General features: G+C 65.0%; 16 protein-coding genes. 12 read left to right on the top strand and 4 right to left on the bottom strand.

Annotation, left to right across the window (positions count from 1 at the left end):
- Positions 1 to 46 precede the first annotated feature (46 nt).
- Positions 47 to 1,261, top strand: a complete 1,215-nt coding sequence (locus tag ML401_RS32445; RefSeq protein ID WP_285808094.1) for a hypothetical protein — start codon at positions 47 to 49, stop codon at positions 1,259 to 1,261.
- Positions 1,262 to 1,409: 148 nt separating this feature from the next.
- Here ML401_RS32445 and ML401_RS32440 read toward each other — a convergent pair whose 3' ends face one another.
- Entirely contained in the window at positions 1,410 to 1,715 is a 306-nt protein-coding gene (locus ML401_RS32440) for a hypothetical protein (protein ID WP_211415728.1), read from the bottom strand.
- A 193-nt stretch (positions 1,716 to 1,908) separates the two neighbouring features.
- Between ML401_RS32440 and ML401_RS32435 the strand changes: the two genes are divergently transcribed.
- The 5 genes from ML401_RS32435 to ML401_RS32415 all read left to right on the top strand — a co-directional run bounded on the left by ML401_RS32435 (position 1,909) and on the right by ML401_RS32415 (position 7,062).
- Positions 1,909 to 2,388 (top strand): hypothetical protein, encoded by a 480-nt coding sequence (locus ML401_RS32435; protein WP_212067768.1) that lies wholly within the window; start codon positions 1,909 to 1,911, stop codon positions 2,386 to 2,388.
- Between the two features lie 194 nt (positions 2,389 to 2,582).
- Positions 2,583 to 3,530 carry a TAXI family TRAP transporter solute-binding subunit gene (locus ML401_RS32430; RefSeq protein ID WP_194404640.1) on the top strand — a complete coding sequence of 316 codons (948 nt, stop codon included), beginning with the start codon at positions 2,583 to 2,585 and terminating at the stop codon, positions 3,528 to 3,530.
- 184 nt (positions 3,531 to 3,714) lie between these two features.
- Complete coding sequence (locus ML401_RS32425) at positions 3,715 to 5,826, top strand: TRAP transporter permease (protein WP_211415729.1); 2,112 nt, start codon at positions 3,715 to 3,717, stop codon at positions 5,824 to 5,826.
- The gene (locus ML401_RS32420) at positions 5,823 to 6,200 is read left to right on the top strand and encodes a DUF1850 domain-containing protein (RefSeq protein ID WP_212067770.1); all 378 of its coding nucleotides are present in this window, start codon (positions 5,823 to 5,825) and stop codon (positions 6,198 to 6,200) included. The genes ML401_RS32425 and ML401_RS32420 overlap by 4 nt, the downstream gene beginning before the upstream one ends.
- Positions 6,201 to 6,255: 55 nt before the next feature.
- On the top strand, positions 6,256 to 7,062 hold the full coding sequence (locus ML401_RS32415; protein WP_091955767.1) for an SDR family NAD(P)-dependent oxidoreductase: 807 nt from the start codon (positions 6,256 to 6,258) through the stop codon (positions 7,060 to 7,062).
- Between the two features lie 57 nt (positions 7,063 to 7,119).
- Here ML401_RS32415 and ML401_RS32410 read toward each other — a convergent pair whose 3' ends face one another.
- Together ML401_RS32410 and ML401_RS32405 are read right to left on the bottom strand one after the other, a co-directional pair.
- On the bottom strand, positions 7,120 to 7,890 hold the full coding sequence (locus tag ML401_RS32410; RefSeq protein ID WP_285808093.1) for a hypothetical protein: 771 nt from the start codon (positions 7,888 to 7,890) through the stop codon (positions 7,120 to 7,122).
- A 66-nt stretch (positions 7,891 to 7,956) separates the two neighbouring features.
- A complete protein-coding gene (locus ML401_RS32405; protein ID WP_211415733.1) occupies positions 7,957 to 9,534 on the bottom strand; it encodes a sodium:proton antiporter in 1,578 nt (525 codons plus the stop codon).
- A gap of 161 nt (positions 9,535 to 9,695) precedes the next feature.
- Here ML401_RS32405 and ML401_RS32400 point away from each other — a divergent pair, with 161 nt between their 5' ends.
- From ML401_RS32400 to ML401_RS32380, 5 genes are all read left to right on the top strand, one after another.
- Entirely contained in the window at positions 9,696 to 10,460 is a 765-nt protein-coding gene (locus tag ML401_RS32400) for a tetratricopeptide repeat protein (RefSeq protein ID WP_211416591.1), read from the top strand.
- Between the two features lie 185 nt (positions 10,461 to 10,645).
- Positions 10,646 to 12,031, top strand: a complete 1,386-nt coding sequence (locus tag ML401_RS32395; RefSeq protein WP_285808092.1) for a tetratricopeptide repeat protein — start codon at positions 10,646 to 10,648, stop codon at positions 12,029 to 12,031.
- A 352-nt stretch (positions 12,032 to 12,383) separates the two neighbouring features.
- The gene (locus ML401_RS32390) at positions 12,384 to 14,294 is read left to right on the top strand and encodes a propionyl-CoA synthetase (RefSeq protein ID WP_285808091.1); all 1,911 of its coding nucleotides are present in this window, start codon (positions 12,384 to 12,386) and stop codon (positions 14,292 to 14,294) included.
- 232 nt (positions 14,295 to 14,526) lie between these two features.
- Entirely contained in the window at positions 14,527 to 14,796 is a 270-nt protein-coding gene (locus ML401_RS32385) for a hypothetical protein (protein WP_285808090.1), read from the top strand.
- A gap of 192 nt (positions 14,797 to 14,988) precedes the next feature.
- Entirely contained in the window at positions 14,989 to 15,735 is a 747-nt protein-coding gene (locus tag ML401_RS32380) for an OmpW family protein (RefSeq protein WP_285808089.1), read from the top strand.
- Positions 15,736 to 15,865: 130 nt separating this feature from the next.
- On the opposite strand, the gene ML401_RS32375 is transcribed toward ML401_RS32380, so the two are convergent.
- Entirely contained in the window at positions 15,866 to 16,561 is a 696-nt protein-coding gene (locus ML401_RS32375) for a DUF1013 domain-containing protein (RefSeq protein WP_194404631.1), read from the bottom strand.
- A gap of 264 nt (positions 16,562 to 16,825) precedes the next feature.
- Between ML401_RS32375 and ispH the strand changes: the two genes are divergently transcribed.
- Positions 16,826 to 17,794, top strand: a complete 969-nt coding sequence (ispH, locus tag ML401_RS32370; RefSeq protein ID WP_194404630.1) for a 4-hydroxy-3-methylbut-2-enyl diphosphate reductase — start codon at positions 16,826 to 16,828, stop codon at positions 17,792 to 17,794.
- Positions 17,795 to 17,797: the final 3 nt, after the last annotated feature.

Raw genomic sequence — 17,797 nt, 5'->3', positions numbered from 1 at the left:
CGGCGCGTTAACGTGACGGTTACCGGATGCCTGCTAAGAGGGCGGCATGCATCGATCGATTCGAAACACATTGGCGCTGGTTCCACTCGCGCTTGTCCTGGTCACACCCATCGCACATGGCGGCGAGGCGGACGCGCTGCCGCCCGCCGTCCGCGACGCCAACGCCCAGCTGCTGTCGCAGTTTTTCGCGCAAGGTGGCGCTTCGCCCGCCGTGCTCGAATATCGCCGCAAGCTCGCGGAGTACCAGGCGGCGCGCGCGGCGTTCGACGCCGAGGCCGGCGCCTATTGGAGCCAGATCTCCGAGAAGCGCAAAGGCCGCAACGCCAAGCGGCGCAGCGGGCAGCAGGTGACGCTCGACGATTACGTGCTGGAGCATCCGCCGCTCTATAACGGGCCGAAGAAGCCGGTGAATCCGGAGCCGGAGGAAACGCCGGACCGGCCGCCTCGCAAGCCGATCCCCGTCGTCGCCGATTTCCTGCGCGCGGCGCAGGAGCTCTACCAGTTCATGCCGCAACGACCCACAAGCGAGGTCGAGTTCAAGCGCGCCTATGCGCGCTACGCGCTCGCCTCCGGGCTGACGCGCGAGCAGGCCGTGCGCGTTTATTCGTTCGAGACCGGCGGCACCGGCACTCACGACGTGCAGGCGGGAATCGAGCATGGCGGCAAGCGAGCGATCTCGACCGCGATGGGCTACAACCAGCTCCTGACCACCAACAGCGTCGAGCTGCTGGCCGAGCAGGGCCACGAACTCATTCGTGCGCTCTCCGACAAGGTGGCGCGGACATCAGGACCGGCGCGGCAGTCGCTCGAGCACAAGCTCGTCGTGCTGAAGAAGATGGTCGCGCATGCCAAGGCGGTGCCCGACACCTGGTCGGAGCATGAGAAGATCGGCAACACCGCGCAGGGCTGGGCCATGCATGCGATGGTGCTCGACATCGATGTCGGGCCGATGCTGCAGACCCACAAGCTGCTGACCTCGGTGCTGTTCGCCCGCGCCAAGGGCTACACCCGTCCGCTCACCGCCGCCGAGCTCGAGATGATGAACCTCACCGGCGACGGCACCGGGCTCGACATGGTGACGATGCCGCAGGCGATGCGCGAGCAGGTGCCGACCTCGAACTTCTTCCAGCGCGGCGGCTACGAGCGCAATCCGGTCGCGATCCGCCACAACACGGTGGCGAAGCTGCTCGCGGTGACGGACGATCGGATGGATGCGAACAGCAGCAAGCCCGGCGCAAGGGAATTGGCGGCGGCATTTTAGCAACCCGCTGCCGTAGCGACCTGCCGCAGGGTTGGGCAAAGCGAAGCGTGCCCACGCACCTTCTGCGATGGAGAGAGATGGTGGGCACGGCGCAAGGGCGCCTTTGCCCACACTACGACAGCTTCGTTTGTGGCGAGAGCCGCAGCCCTTACTGATCCGGGCCGAACTTGAACTTGCCGTCGCCTTCCAGATACGGGCCGCTGCGCATGTAGAGCTGGCCGTTGTGACCGATGAAGAACAGCGTGCCCTTCGGCACTTTCTTGGCGCCCTTCAGCAGTTCGCCGGCATTGCTGGTGCCCATCTTGTAGGAAAAGGTCTTGCCCTCCTTGTCATAGGCGTAGCCGGTGTCGGGCTTGAGCTCCCACGGCGTTGCCGGGGCTTGCGCCAATGCGGGCGCTGAAAAGGTGCTGAGTGCGACTGCGATTGCAAATGGCTTGATTGAAAATGCCGTCATTCCCATCCTCCCACGGTCGGGACATCCGGGCTTGAACAAATCACGAACGGTATGTCCGGGTCAATTTGCGAAAGCGCCGCAGCACATCACGTCTTGCCCAGCAGTTTGTGATTTTCCCTTCGTCCCCTCGCGACTATGTTCCGCTTTCCGTCTAGAACGCAACTCGACAAAATTATTGGCAGGGATGATTCGGATGCGCCATGGGATTAAACTTTGCTGGGCTGCTGCATTGTCGTTGACGGCCCTGGTGCCGGCCGCCCGGGCCGATGACTACCAGCTCAGCCACAACCAGCGCATTTCGTGCAGCCGCGGCCTTGCCCCGGGCAAGCTGAACACGGCGACCTGCAAGTCCTACACCTATCTCTTCAATACCAAGACCTCGGAATATTTCCGCTGCCAGGTTTCGCTGGCGCTGACCCGCGACAACAAGGAAGTCATCAACGTCCAGACCGACGGCGGCTGCACCAAGAAGCCGCGCATCTTCGAGACCGACGGCAAGTATGATTTCGACGCGACCGAGACCGAGCCGCCGAACACCAATTCGTTCTTCGGTCCCGGCGGCTATTCGGTGTGGGCCGCCGACGTCGGCGCGCAGAAGATCCGCGGCTGCATCACCATCTCCTCCGGCCTCGGCTCCGACATCTCCAAGTGTCTGGACATGACGTTCCAGTGAGACCGGGATCGCGCGCCCGAATCTGACGCGTTCGGGCCGCGCAGCGGCCGCTGCGCCATGTCGCCGCACCCGCCGGTTCCCGAAAAATCGAGCCGGATCGGCCATTTACCGCAGCCCAGCTTTATCTTTTGGATGGGTTGACCCGCTCGCGTCATCCGGCCAATTTCGCGGCCGGTTTGGGGAGAACAACAACCATGAAACGGACCATTTTCGGCGCGGCCGCGGCTCTTGCTCTGGCGGCGTCGGCACCTTGCGCGCAGGCGCAATCCTTCATCAACGTGCTGACCGGCGGCACTTCCGGCGTCTATTATCCGCTCGGGGTCGCGATCGGAAAGATCTACGGCGACAAGATCCCGAACGTGAAGACGCAGGTGCAGGCCACCAAGGCGTCGGTCGAGAATCTGATCCTGCTGCAGCAGGGCCGCGGCGAGCTGGCGTTCACGCTAGGCGATTCGCTGAAGGCGGCCTGGGACGGTGAGGAGGAAGCGGGCTTCAAGACCAAGCTCGACAAGCTGCGCACCATCGGCGCGATCTATCCGAACTACATCCAGATCGTCGCGACCACCGAGTCCGGCATCAAGACGCTGGCCGACCTCAAGGGCAAGAGCCTCTCTGTCGGCGCGCCGAAGTCCGGCACCGAGCTGAATTCGCGCGCCATCCTGTCCGCGGCCGGCATGAGCTACAAGGATCTCGGCAAGGTCGAGTATCTGCCGTTCGCCGAATCCGTCGACCTCATGAAGAACCGGCAGCTCAACGCGACGCTGCAATCGGCCGGCCTTGGCGTCGCCTCGCTGAAGGACCTGTCGACCTCGAGCCCGATCACGGTGGTGTCGGTGCCGAAGGAGACGGTCGACAAGATCGGCCCGCCCTTCGTCTCCGCGATCATTCCGGCCAACACCTATGCCGGCCAGGACAAGGACGTGCCGACGGCGGCCGTGATCAACTATCTCGTCACGAGCTCAGCCGTGTCGGACGACCTCGCCTATCAGATGACCAAGCTGGTCTACGAGTCGCTGCCGGAACTCGTGAACGCGCATGCCGCCGGCAAGGAGATCAAGCTCGAGACCGCCGCCAGCGGCAGCCCGGTTCCGCTGCACCCCGGCGCGATCCGCTATTACAAGGAAAAAGGGCTGATCAAGTAATCAGCCTCATCCGCCGACGTCATGCCCGGGGCAAAAGCGCGAAGCGCGTCTTCGCGCAGATGTCCCGGGCATCCACGTTCTTAGCGGCACCGTAAGCCGTGGATGGCCGGGACAAGCCCGGCCATGACGTATGCGGCAGCAGTGCCGGTGCTATTATCGCCCTCACGGGCTAAGGACGATTTAGATGCTGGAAAAGGCAGAGGCCACCCAGGCCCCCATCAAGGTCGAGTTCGACAATTTCGAGCACGGTTTCCCCGAAGGGTTCGGCCCGGGCTGGTGGGGCGCGCTCGCTTATTGGATCGGCATCGCCTTCGCCACCTTCCAGCTCTATGTCGCCGCCTTCAACTATCTGCCGAGCCAGGTGGTGCGCGGCGTCCATGTCGGCTTCCTGGTTCTCCTCACTTTCGGCCTGATCGCCAATTTCACCGCGAAGAGCAATGCCGGCCGCGCGCTCGGCTGGGTGATCGGTGGCGCAGGCTTCCTTTGCGGGCTCTACCAGTGGATTTTCTACGCCGACCTGATCGCGCGCGACGGCGATCCGACCCGGCTCGATCTCGTGGTCGGCACGTTGCTGGCGGTTTTGATCTTCGAGGGCACGCGGCGCCTGATGGGCGCGGCGCTGCCACTGATGTGCGGCGCGTGCCTCGTCTACTGGTTCTTCGGCCAATATCTGCCGTCGCCGCTCAACCATCGCGGCTACGATTTCGACCAGATCATCACGCATCTGTCGTTCGGCACCGAAGGCTTCTACGGCGTGCCGATCTACGTCTCGGCAACCTACATCTTCCTGTTCATCCTGTTCGGCTCGTTCCTGGAGCGCGCCGGCATGATCCAGCTCTTCACCGATGTTTCGCTCGGGCTGTTTGGCAGGACCCGCGGCGGCCCCGCCAAGGTCGCGGTGTTCGCTTCGGGCATGATGGGCACGATCTCGGGCTCCGGCGTCGCCAACGTTGTCACCGTCGGCCAGTTCACGATTCCCTTGATGATCAGGTTCGGCTATCGCCGCGCCTTTGCGGCGGGCGTCGAGGCGACGGCCTCGATGGGCGGGCAGATCATGCCGCCGGTGATGGGCGCGGTCGCCTTCATCATGGCCGAAACGCTCGGCGTGCAATATTCGGAGATCGTCAAGGCGGCGGCGATCCCCGCGATCCTCTATTTCGCCTCGGCGTTCTGGATGGTGCATCTGGAAGCCGGCAAGCACGGCCTCGTCGGCATGAAGCGCTCGGAGATCCCGAGCGCGTGGAAGGCGCTGGTGACGCGCTGGTACCTCGTGCTGCCGCTGGCCGCGCTGGTCTACATGCTGTTCGAGGGCTTCACGCCGCTCTATGCCGGCAGCATGGGCCTTGCGCTGACCGTGGCGCTGATCCTCGGCACCGCCATCACGACGGGCGCCTCCTCCAATGCGATCCGCATCATCTTCTGGGTCGGCCTTGCGCTCGTCGTCGCTGCGCTGTCGCGTGATGGTCTCAAGATCGTGCCGGTCGCGGGCGTCGTGGTCGGGCTGATCCTGATCGCCGCCTTCGTACGCGGCGGGTTCAAGGCGTTGCGCGAGTGCCGCGACGCGCTGGCCGAGAGCGCCAAATCCGCCATCACCGTCGGCATGGCCTGCGCCATCGTCGGCGTCATCATCGGCATGATGTCGCAGACCGGCGTCGGCACCATCTTCGGCGGCTGGGTGATCGGGCTCGGCGAAAAGAGCCTGTTCCTGGCGCTGATCATGACCATGCTGCTGTCGATCCTGCTCGGCACCGGCATTCCGACCATCCCAACCTACATCATCACCGCTGCGCTGGCCGCGCCGGCGCTTGCCAAGCTCGGCGTGCCCCTGATCGCGAGCCACATGTTCGCGTTCTACTACGGCATCATGGCCGACCTCTCGCCGCCGGTGGCGCTCGCCGCGCTCGCGGCGGCGCCGATCGCCAAGGAGAACCCGGACAAGATCGGCTGGGAGGCGATGCGCATCGCGCTCGCCGGCTACGTCATCCCCTTCATCTTCGTCTATTCGCCCGCCTTGATGCTGCAGGCCGGCGATCCCATGGCGGCCAAGCTCGGCTTCTACGGCGCGGTGGCACTGGCGAGCGTGAAGGCGCTGGTGGCGATCGCCCTGTTCGGGATGGTCGCGATCGGCTTCCTGTTCACACGGTTGACGCTGATCGAGCGCCTGGTCGCGCTAGGTGCCGCGTTCTGCCTGCTCGGCGAATTTGCGTTCAGCGACACCGCCGGATTCGTGCTCGCCGCGGCGCTCGTGCTGTGGCAGTGGCGGCAGCGTCCGCCGGCGCCGGTCGAGGCGGTGTGAGCCTCTGCTTCGCCACGGCTTTCGGCGTGAAGGCGCTGACGCTGTCCGCCTTCACGCTGGTCTGGACGCATTCGATCGCCAAGATCGACTGGCAGGAGGATTGGCGCGTCACGCCCGCCGGTCTCGAACTGGTGCAGGCCCGCGTCAAGGGCACCGGCCCCGGCATGGAGCCGCCGCCGGAGGCACGGCTGGTCGACGGCTGGTTTCAGTGGCAGCCGAAGCGGGCACCGATGCAGGAGGTGGTGCTCGGCAATTCCGGCGCGGCGGGCGAATGGCGGTTGTGCCATGACGGACAGTGTCGGACGCTGTCGGAGATTGTCGGACATCCCATTGGTGCTAACGTGACGACGATGAAGGTGTGCGACGATCCGTAGCCCGGATTACGCCTCGCTTCATCCGGGCTACAAGAACAACAACAAGGAGACACAAATGGATCGGCTCAAGGGCAAGGTTGCGATGGTGGTGGGGGCCGGCTCGATCGGGCCCGGCTGGGGCAATGGCAAGGCAACCGCGGTGACCTTTGCGCGCGAGGGCGCGCAGGTGTTTTGCGTCGACCGCAACGGCGCTGCGGCCGAGGAGACGGCGAAGATCATCACTGGCGAGGGCGGCAAGGCGACGGCCTTCACGGCCGATGTGTCGCGGGCGAGCGAGATCGAGGCGATGGTGGCGGCGTGCCTGAAGGCCTATGGCCGCATCGACGTGCTCGACAACAATGTTGGCATCGCCGAGATGGGCAGCGTGGTCGAGGTGACCGAAGAGAGCTGGGACCGCGTCTTCAGCGTCAACCTCAAGAGCGCCTATTTCGCCATGAAGCACGTCATCCCCGTCATGGTGAAGCAGGGCGGCGGCTCGATCATCAACATCTCCTCGATCGCCTCGATCCGCCACATGGGCATTTCCTACGTCACCTACGGCACCTCCAAGGCGGCCATGAACCAGATGACCCGCACCACGGCGATCGAGTTCGCGCGCCATCACGTGCGCGTCAACGCGATCCTGCCCGGCCTGATGAAGACGCCGATGGTCGAGCATTCCGCAGGCCTTGCCGCCAGCTACGCCAAGGGCGATGTCGAGGCGATGTGGCGCGCCCGCGATGCGCAAGTGCCGATGGGCCACATGGGCGATGCCTTCGACGTCGCCAACGCCGCGCTGTTCCTGGCGTCGGACGAGTCGAAATATGTGACGGGGATAGAGCTCGTGGTGGACGGCGGCATCACGTGCAAGGCGGGGGCGTAGGCGCCCACACTCTGCCGTCGTCCCGGCGGCTGCGCCGGTCCGGGACGACAGCGGTGATTACTGCGCCAGCGCCAGAATGCCGCCGGCAAACGAATGCCAGGCCGCGGTCTCGCTGATCGGCCAATTCAGCACCTTCACCGCCAGCAGCGCGAGCGTGCCGTAGATATAGACCGGATGCACGCGGCCTTCGGTTCGCCAGTCGCGCACCATGGCGACGACAAGCAGCAGCGAGGCGACGACGGCCGGCGCGATCGTCACCGGCACCGGCGGCGGGCCGGGCGGTCCCGGAGGCGCCAGGAAGGTCAGGAACCAGCGCGCGATCGCAGCGTCGAGGATCGAGACTGCGGCGAGCAACATCAGGCGCTTGTGAATCTCGGGCTTGCGCGTGTTCATGATCGCCAGCACGAACACGATTGCGAAGAACGCGATGCCGCTCATCGGCACGATCGAGAAGACGATGCCCGCTTCGCGGTGCCCGAGCGCGGCGGAATGCTGCATCACGTGCACGGAAGCGAGGAAGCCGAAGATGGTCATCGCAGTCGCGAGCGAGACACCGGCAATGCCGAGCGAGCGGTGATTGACCACGCGGCCGGAGGCTGCGAGCCAGGTCTGCAACACGAAATAAAGCGACCAGGTGAAGAACAAGAATCCGTGAAAATGAATCACCGGGCTTGCGGAGAGCGTCCGGTGGGCGAGCGGGACCCAATAGGTCGGCGCAAAACCGAGAAAGGCGGTGGCGGCGCAGGCCAGGGCCATGTGCAGATAAAAATATCGTGCAGGCGACGCATCTCGCGCGCGTACACGACGGTCGTCGGTCAGGGTCGTCATCAGGAGTGAGTCTGGGAAAGAGTGGTTTGGTTCAATGCCGGCTGTTCCCCCTCCACTGTCGCTACCTCATCCCCCCGCGCTCAATTCTGCGCGATCGAGCTCTTCCTCGATCCGGTGGAAGGCATCGTCGCCGATCACCTCGGTGGCGCGGAGGTCGACGATCGATTTGCGGGCGGCTTCGATGGCGCGGCGGCGCAGGGGATCGGCGGGCAGTTCGCCATTGGCGATGCCGCCCTTGGGATCGCTCTCGGCCTGCATCAGGACGGCGCGATATTCGAGGCGCAGGATCTCCGCCTCCTCGGACGGATCGTTCTCGATGGCATCGAGCGCTGCGCGATAAGCGACGGCGCGTGCGTGCGCGACCTCGGTGCCGACGGGATCGTCATCCCTGAGGCCGAACGCCAGGATCAGCGGCCGCAGCGTCAGGCCCTGGATCACCAGCGATCCCAGCACCACCGCAAAGGCGATGAAGACGATGAAGTCGCGCTGGGGAAAATTCTCCGGCAGCGCGAAGGCGGTGGCGAGCGTGACGAGGCCACGCATGCCGCACCAGGAGATGATGAGGCCGCCCTTGGGCGAGGCGACGGCCCTGGGGTCCTTCGGATGATAGATCCCCTGTGCGACCAGCACGCGCAAGGTGGTGCGGTAGAACGTCACCCAGAGCAGCCGGACCAGCACCACGGTGAGCAGGATCCAGGCCGCAGCCACGCAATATTCCCAGCGCACGTCCGCATCCAGCCGTGTCCAGATCGGCCGCATCTGCATGCCGATCAGCATGAAGGCGAGCACGTTGAGCACGAACACCATGGTCTCCCAGACCGCGTAAGATGGCACCCGCAGCCGCGCCGGCATGCGCATCCCCGCCGAGCGCGCCATCGTCATGGCATAGACCACGATGGTGAGGATGCCGGAGAGGCCGAGATGCTCGGCGGCGATCCAGACCATGAAGGTGGTGGCGAACTGCACGATGATGGCACTCGGCGCCTCCGTCACCCGCTCCAGGAACAGCGGAATGATGCGGCCTGCGAGCAGGCCGGCGACGACGCTGCCGACCAGGGCCAGCGCCATGGTCGGTGCAACCTGGCTCCACGTCAGATGCTCGGTGGCGACCGCTCCGACCGCAATGCGATAGATCAGCAGCGCACTGGCATCGTTGAGCAGGCTTTCGCCCTCCAGCACCTTCACCATGCGGTGGGGCAGCTTGACCTGGCTCAGGATCGCGACCGCGGCAGCCGCATCGGGTGGCGCCACGATCGCGCCGAGCGCAACCGCGGCGGCCCAGGGCATCTCGGGCATCAGCCGGTGCGCCACGACGGCGACGCCGGCCGTGGTCAGGCCGACCGCCGCGACGACCAGGGTCGAGACGGGAACCCAATTGTTGCGCAGATCGCGCAGCGAGGTGTCGAACGCGGCGTCGAGCAGGACCGGTGCGACAAAAAGGGCCAATGCCAGGTCGGGCTCCAGCGTCCAGGACGGGCTGGAGGGCACGAAGGCGATCAGCGCGCCGCCGATGGCGAGAAAGGTCGGGTAGGGGACCTTGATCCGCCGCGCCAGCGCCGATAAGGCAACGGCGCCGAGCAGCAGCACGATGATCCATTCGAATGTCGACACGATGATCCTCGAACTCGATGTGAGCGGCGCCACAAGCCAGCACCAATCGGGCCGTATGATGGATAGTACGGCCCCGAGGCAAGTCTTGATGGCAAGTCCTAAAAGGCAAGTCTTAGAAGGCAAGGCTTAGAGGCAAGTCCAAAAAGGCAAGACGTAAGGCAAGACCGAAAGCAAGACTTCTGACCGCCATGAGCATGCGTTTTCGAAAACTCATCCAATCGTCAGGTGCATTGTTGCTTTGCGCGCTCCCGCTCGCCGGTGCGAAGGCTGCGACCGGCGGCGAGCCGGCTGCGGTGATCCAGGTCGATGTCGCATCGTGCCTCGCGGCGACCGCGGCCGACGACGTGGACAAGGCCGCCACGGCCTGTGCCGCCGTGATCGACAATGAGAAGACCGCGAAGGGGGATCTGATCAAGGCGCTGATCGCGCGCGGGGCGCTCTTTGCGCGGCACGATCAGGTCGACCGCGCCATCGCCGACGACAGCCGCGCTCTCCAGCTCGACCCCACGCTTGCCGACATCTTCAATGCGCGCGGCGAGCTCTGGCTCAGGAAGGGCGACAAGCCCAAGGCGGTGCAGGATTTCGGCGCGGCCCTGAAGATCGATCCGAACCACGAGAAGGCCAAGGCCAATCACAAGGCGATGGCGCGCGAGATCGAGCGGATCGGCGCGCAGATGGCCGTGGCCGGCAAGCCCAGTTTCAATTGCGCACGAGCGCGTCGCGCGGTGGAAAGAGCGATCTGCGGCAATCGCGAGCTCGCCGATCTCGACCGCGAGATCTACGGATCGCATGTGCGGGCGATCCGGGAGGCGCCCAATCCGGCGGCGGCGAAGAAGCTCCAGCGCGAGCAGGACGCGTTCATCGCCCGCCGCAACGCGGCGTATGGCCGGCCGGGGTACGATCTGAAGAAGGCGATGCAGGAGCGGGTGCAAGAGATCAACGGGGTGGACGGATATTGAGCGTCGTCGCCTTGTGAGAGTTCGTCATGCCCGGGCTTGTCCCGGGCATCCACGTTCTTTCCGTCCCGGGGGCTAGACGTGGATGGCCGGGACAAGCCCGGCCATGACGACGACAGCCCCGAATTGAACCCATCCCTTTCCCGCCGCGACAATGGTGAAAACCTGACGTCACGGAGTCCTCTGTCATGTGCGGCACGCATTTTTCCGCGCAAATCTCTTCGTTTACCGAGACATCGCTGCGCATCCTTCTCGCCGGCGCGGCCATGAGCCTTGCCCTTGCAAACCCAGCCTCCGCCGGCACCGATTGTGTGATGGGCAGCAAGGCCGCCCCGGCCGAGTTGATCCCGGCCTGCGCCGTCATCATCGACCAGGCCGCCAATCCCACGTCCGACCGCGCCGCGGCTTTGCTGGTTCGTGCCGACGCCCACGCCCGAACTTCGGGCGGCCTCACCCAGGCCTTGCGGGATATCGACCGCGCCATTGCGCTCGACGGCAAGAATGCAAAGGCCTGGCGCCTGCGCGGCGACTTGCTGCGCGAGGCCGGCGGCGATCTCAATCGCGCCGCGGCCGATCTCAGCAGGGCGATCGAGCTCGATCCTTCGGATGCGGAGGCTTACGGGCTGCGCGGCGTCGTCTACACCAATCAGCGCCGGCTCGACCGCGCGCTCGCCGATTACGATCAGGCGATCAAGCTGAAGCCGGATGACGCGCAGGCCTGGTCCGACCGCGGCGCGACCTATTATCTCGGCGGCGACAACGACAAGGCGATCAGGAATTTCGACGAGGCCCTGCGGCTCGATCCCAACCGGACCCGCACCTATTCCAACCGCGGCGCGGCCTGGAAGAAGCTCGGCCAGTTCGACAAGTCGGTTGCCGACAATAGCGAGGCGATCAGGCTCGATCCGAAGCAGCCGGAATTTTACGACAATCGCGGCCTCGCCTATGCCGCGATGGGCGAGTACGACAAGGCCATCGCCGATTACGACCAGGCGATCCGGCGCGAGCAGCGCGCGAACTTCCTGACCAATCGCGGCGATTCCTACCAGTTCAAGGGTGAACTCGGCGCTGCCTTGAGCGACTATGACGCCGCGCTCAAGCTCGATCCGAACTTTGCGAAGACCTACAACAACCGCGCCGTGCTCTACAAGAAGATGGGGGAGCGCGCGAAGGCCCTGGCCGATTACGAGGCGGCCCTGCGGCTCGATCCCGCCAACGACAATGCCGCGAGCGGTCGCCGCACCATGATCGCCGAGATCGCCAAATTCGGCACCGAACCGCCGCGGGCGCTGAATGCGGCGTCCGGTAACGGTCCATCCTTCGCATGCGCGACCGCCAGGCGCGAGGTCGAGAAGGTGATCTGCGCCGATCCCGACCTGGGCGTGCTCGATCGCCAGATCGCTGAGACCTACGCGCGCGTGCTGAAGACGGCGAGCAAGCGCTCGGCGAGCGACCTGCGCAAGACCCAGCGCGATTTCCTGACGACGCGCAACACGAGCTTCGGCCGCCCGGGCTATGACCTCAAGAAGGTCATGCAGGAACGCTTGCAGAAGCTGAATGCGATGGAGAGCTGAGCGGACCGAGGTCGCGCAGCTGGCTCGGTTACCTCTCCCGCTTGCGGGGGAGGTCGACGCGCTCGAAGAGCGCGGCGGGTGGGGGCTCTCTCCTCTTGGGGATTACCTACGAGGGCCTCGAGCAATCCCGACGCGGAAGCACACCCACCCCGGCCCTCCCCCGCAAGCGGGCGCACCGCCAATGCCGCGCGAACTCTACCTTCAGAAGACCCATCCTTTTCAGCTTGAACCGCGGCCCGTTCCCGGGAAAATAGCCCTCAAACAAGGCCGGCGATTGATCCTGGTCATGGCGGCACGCCCGCCCTGCCACGAGGCTCAAAGCCAGCCGAATAAAGGGAACGGGAGCGCGGGAATGAACATCCAGGGCAAGAGTCTCTATCACGAGGTCCATGCGCGCTCGCTCGCCGACCCCGAAGGCTTCTGGGCGGAGGCGGCCAAGGAGATCGACTGGATCGAGCCACCCAAGAAAATCTTCGATCCCAGCCAAGGAACCTACGGCCGCTGGTTCACCGGCGGTGTCGTCAATACCTGCTACAACGCGCTCGACCGCCATGTCGAAGGCGGCCGCGCCGGCCAGGTCGCGCTGATCCATGATTCGCCGTTGACGGGCAGCGTCGCCAAATTCACCTATGCCGAACTGCTGAACGAGGTGCAGGCGCTTGCCGCCATCATGCAGGATTTCGGCGTCGCCAAAGGCGATCGCGTCATCCTCTATATGCCGATGGTGCCGGAGGCCGTGGTCGCGATGCTCGCCTGCGCGCGGATCGGGGCGGTGCACTCCGTGGTGTTCGGCGGCTTTGCCGCGAAGGAGCTCGCCACCCGCATCGACGACGCGCAGCCGAAACTGATTCTGTCCGCAAGCTGCGGCATCGAGCCCGGCCGCATCGTGCAGTACAAGCCGCTACTCGACGAGGCGATCAAGCTGGCCGGCAGCAAGCCGAAAGCCTGCATCGTGCTGCAGCGTCCGCAGCTCACCTGCGATCTGGCGCCGGGACGGGACTATGATTGGGCGAGCCTGCGCCGCAAGGCGCTGAACGACGGCAAGAAGGCACCTTGCGTGCCTGTGGCCGCCACCGATCCGCTCTACATCCTCTACACCTCGGGCACCACGGGCATCCCCAAGGGCGTCGTGCGCGACAATGGCGGTCATCTCGTCGCGGTGAAATGGTCGATGTTCAACCTCTATGGCGTCAAGCCGGGCGAGGTGTGGTGGTGCGGCTCAGACATCGGCTGGGTGGTCGGCCACAGCTATATCGTCTATGGCCCGCTGCTGCATGGCGCGACCACGATCATGTACGAGGGCAAGCCGGTCGGCACGCCGGATGCCGGCGCATTCTGGCGCGTGATCTCCGAGCACAAGGCGGTCGCGTTCTTCACCGCGCCGACCGCGTTCCGCGCGATCCGGAAAGAGGACCCGGAAGGAAAATTCATCCGGCAATACGACCTCTCGAAATTCCGCACGCTCTTCTTGGCCGGCGAGCGCGCCGATCCGCCGACGGTCGAATGGGCGGAGCAGCAGCTGAAGGTGCCGGTGATCGACCATTGGTGGCAGACCGAGACCGGCTGGTGCATCGCCGGCAACCCGGTCGGGCTCGGTATGCTGCCGGTGAAGCACGGCTCGCCGACGGTGCCGATGCCGGGCTACCAGGTCGACGTGGTCGACGAGGCGGCAAGGCCAGTGGGGCCCAACACCATGGGCTCGATCGTTATCAAGCTGCCGATGCCGCCGGGCTGCCTGCCGACGCTGTGGAATCAGGATGCGCGCTTCAAGGAAGCGTATTTGAGCGAATTCCCCGGCTATTACAAAACCTCGGACGCCGGCTACAAGGACGAGGACGGCTATGTCTTCGTCATGGGCCGCACCGACGACATCATCAACGTCGCCGGCCATCGGCTCTCCACCGGCGGCATGGAGGAGATTTTGGCCTCGCATCCCGACGTCGCCGAATGCGCCGTGCTCGGCGTCAAGGACGCGATCAAGGGCGAGGTGCCCTGCGGCTTCCTGGTGCTCAAGGCCGGCGTGAAGCGTGCCCCGGCCGAGATCGAGAAGGAGATCGTCGCGCTGGTGCGCGACAAGCTCGGCCCCGTCGCCGCCTTCAAGCTCGCGATCACCGTCGGCCGCCTGCCCAAGACGCGCTCCGGCAAGATTTTGCGCGGTACCATCAAGAAGATTGCCGACGGCGAATCCTGGACCATGCCGGCAACGATCGAGGATCCCAAGACGCTCGAGGAGATCGGGGAGGCTCTGAAGGGGCGGGTGTGAGGCGCAGTCTCATGCCCGTGAGGTGAGACATCGCCTCTCCACGTGCCCCAGTCATCACCCGCGAAAGCGGGTGATCCAGTACTCCGTGGCCGAAATTGTGCAACTCGATGACCGCCGCGTCGTACTGGATTCCCCGCCTGCGCTGGGAATGACAGTGTGCTCAGAACAGGCTCCAGGGACTTACAATCTCCGCATTCCGCGCTAAACAGGGGCCGCCAACAAGGGACCTCGTATGCCACTCGCCGCCACGCCGCGCCTGCTTGCAGCCGTGCTGCTCGCCATCGCCCTTTCCGCCTGCTCCGCGCGTCACCAGAATGCCGTAGCGGTGGGCGGCGACGATGACGATGCGGTCTGCCAGGGCCGCGGTTACGCGCAGGGCTCGCCGGAATACGTGGCCTGCCGCAAGGACCGCGACGTCCAGCGCAACGCCGCCACCACGCGCGCCGACCGCCGCCAGCGCGACCTCGGCGAATACATGCTGAACCATCCCGAACGGCCCTGACATGATGTGCGGCACTATCTTGCCGCGCAATGCATCCCGCCTTCGTGGCTTTCGTGACACATCTGCAACGCCATGGCCAAATCGTGGCGACCTTGGCCTGAATTGATCAAGGTCAAATCCTTCAGCGGTCCCTTTCTGCTCTGACGCTCATGTCGCGCAACGACGCGCGAGAGAAGGCTGAAGGGGATTGAAATGCAGAGAACGACAAGAAACCTGGCGCGGCTTGCGACGGTTGGCGCGATGCTCGCGGGCACGCTTGCAACGGTGCAAGCTGCCGATTTGCCGGTTTACAAGAAGGCACCGCCGCCGGTGGAAGCCTTCAATCCGTGGATGGTGCGCCTGCGCGTGCTCGGCGTGTTGCCGGACGCCGGCGGCTCGACCGTCAATGTGGCGGGCGTGCCCTCGCTGTCCTCGCCGAACTCCGGCCTGTCGATCAGCGACCAGGTCGTCCCCGAGCTCGACATCAGCTATTTCTTCACCAAGAACATCGCGGCCGAGCTAATCCTCGGCGTGACGCGGCACTCGATCACCGGCACCGGCTCGCTCGCGAGCCTGCCGATCGGCAAGACCACGCTGCTGCCGCCGACGCTGACGCTGCAATATCACTTCGATCAGTTCGGCGGGTTCAAGCCGTATATCGGCGCCGGCGTGAACTACACCGTGTTCTTCAGCAATTCCGCGGCCAATGCGCCGGCCGCGATCGCCGGTCCGCCCGCGATCGTCGCCACCACCACCAACCTGCATGTCAGCAACGCCTGGGGCGGCGCCGTGCAGTTCGGCTTCGACTACATGATCGACCGGCACTGGGGTCTCAACGTCGACGTCAAGAAGCTCTGGCTGCGCCCGGATTACAGCGCGACCGTCTCGGGCCTGCCGGTCACCGGCACCGCCCATATCGATCCGTGGCTGGTCGGCGCGGGCGTGACGTATAAGTTCTGAGGGCGTTGCCGATAAAAGGTATCCAGCGGCAACAAGTTCTGCTGTCGCCCTCGCGAACGCGGGCAAAAACAAAAACGCGGCGGGTTTTCCCGCCGCGTTTGCATTCGATAATGAGTGTAAGAGAGAGGAATTACTCCTCCTCTTCTTCCTGCTTCTTGCCACCGAGCGTCTTCAGCTTGGCGAACACGGCATCGACGTTGAGGTCGTCGCTCGATCGCTCGGCGGGCTCGAACTCGTCCTTCTTCGTGGTCTCGGAAGCCGGCAGCAGAGTGGCGCCGCCATAGGCTGCGTCGATCGGCTTTTCCTTGGCTGCGCGCGCCACCTCGAAATCGAGCTCGATCTGCGAGCAGAGGCCGAGGGTGACGGGATCGATCGGGGTGAGCTGGGACGTGTTCCAGTGGGTGCGGTCGCGCACGCTGGCGATGGTGCTCTTGGTGGTGCCGACCAGGCGCATGATCTGGGCGTCCTTGAGCTCCGGATGGCTGCGCAGCAGCCAGAGGATGGCGCTCGGACGCTCGTGGCGGCGCGACACCGGGGTGTAGCGCGGGCCCTTGCGCTTGGGCTGCGGCGGCAGCACCACCTTGCTCTCCTGAAGGCGGAGCCGATAATCCGGGTTCCTCTCGCCCTTCTCGATCTCCTCGCGGGTGAGCTGGCCGTTGGAGAGGGGATCCATGCCCTTGATGCCCTGGGCCGCATCGCCGTCGGCGATCGCGCGCACCTCGAGGGGATGCATCTTGGTGAAATCGGCGACCTGGTCGAAGGTCAGCGCGGTGTTGTCGAGCAGCCAGACGGCGGTCGCCTTGGGCATCAGAGGTGCGTTGCTCATGGCAAATCTCCTTTGTGCTTCGCCCACCCCTCTGGAGGCGAAACCGGTGGTCATCAGCGATGACAGGGAATTCGCACTATATAAGCCCGGAGGGGGTAGCCACGCAATGGTTCTGCTATAGATAGTGCCTTGACAGCGCCCGAAAGGGGGCCCAATTCCCTTAGAACTCGCGGTATAGTTCAAGCCGACCGTTTTAAGCCCATTCCATCCATCGACCGCCCCTGCCGGAAGGCGAAACGGGTGATTCGGTCCCGAGATCGCTCAATGTCAGCCAAACCAGACCTCAAGATCGTGCTTTGTTCTCCCCGCGGCTTCTGTGCCGGGGTGGTCCGGGCGATCGACACCGTGGAACGGGCGCTCGATAAATATGGCGCCCCCGTCTATGTTCGCCACGAGATTGTACACAACAAGTACGTCGTCGACGGGTTGAAGAAGAAGGGCGCCATCTTCGTCGAGGAGCTCGCCGAGATCCCGGAAAACACCACCGCGCCGGTGGTGTTCTCGGCCCATGGCGTGCCGAAATCGGTTCCGGCCGACGCGCAGTCCCGCAATCTGTTCTCGCTGGATGCGACCTGCCCGCTGGTGACCAAGGTCCATCGCGAGGCCGCGATCCATTTCAAGCGTGGCCGCGAGATCTTCCTGATCGGCCACTCCCATCACCCCGAGGTGGTGGGCACGCTCGGCCAGCTTCCGACCGGCGCCGTGACCCTGATCGAGACCGCCGAGGACGCCAAGACCATCGCCCCGAAGGACCCCAACAACCTCGCCTTCGTGACCCAGACGACGCTGTCGATCGACGACACCGCGGAGATCGTGGCGCTCTTGAAGGAGCGCTTCCCCAACATCAACGGGCCGCACAAGGAAGACATCTGCTACGCCACCACCAACCGCCAGCTCGCGGTGAAGAAGGTGGCGCCGGTGGTGGACGCCCTGATCGTGGTCGGTGCGCCGAACTCGTCGAACTCGCAGCGCCTGCGCGAGGTCGCCGAGCGCGAGGGCTGCCGGATCGCGGTGCTGGCGCAGCGCGCGGCTGACCTCGACTGGGAGCGGTTCAGCAACATCTCGAGCCTTGGCATCACGGCGGGCGCCTCCGCGCCGGAGGTGATCGTCGAAGAGATCATGGACGCCTTCGCCGAGCGCTACACGCTGCATGTGGAGACGGTCTCGGCCGCGGAAGAGAACGAGTTCTTCCCGCTGCCGCGTCAGGTGCGTCCCGAAGCTGCCGCCGAGTAGACC

Source organism: Bradyrhizobium sp. 62B (assembly GCF_030272265.2).
Taxonomy (GTDB): domain Bacteria; phylum Pseudomonadota; class Alphaproteobacteria; order Rhizobiales; family Xanthobacteraceae; genus Bradyrhizobium.
Note: the sequence above shows the minus strand (reverse complement) of the source record. Positions and strands in the feature narration are given on the sequence as shown.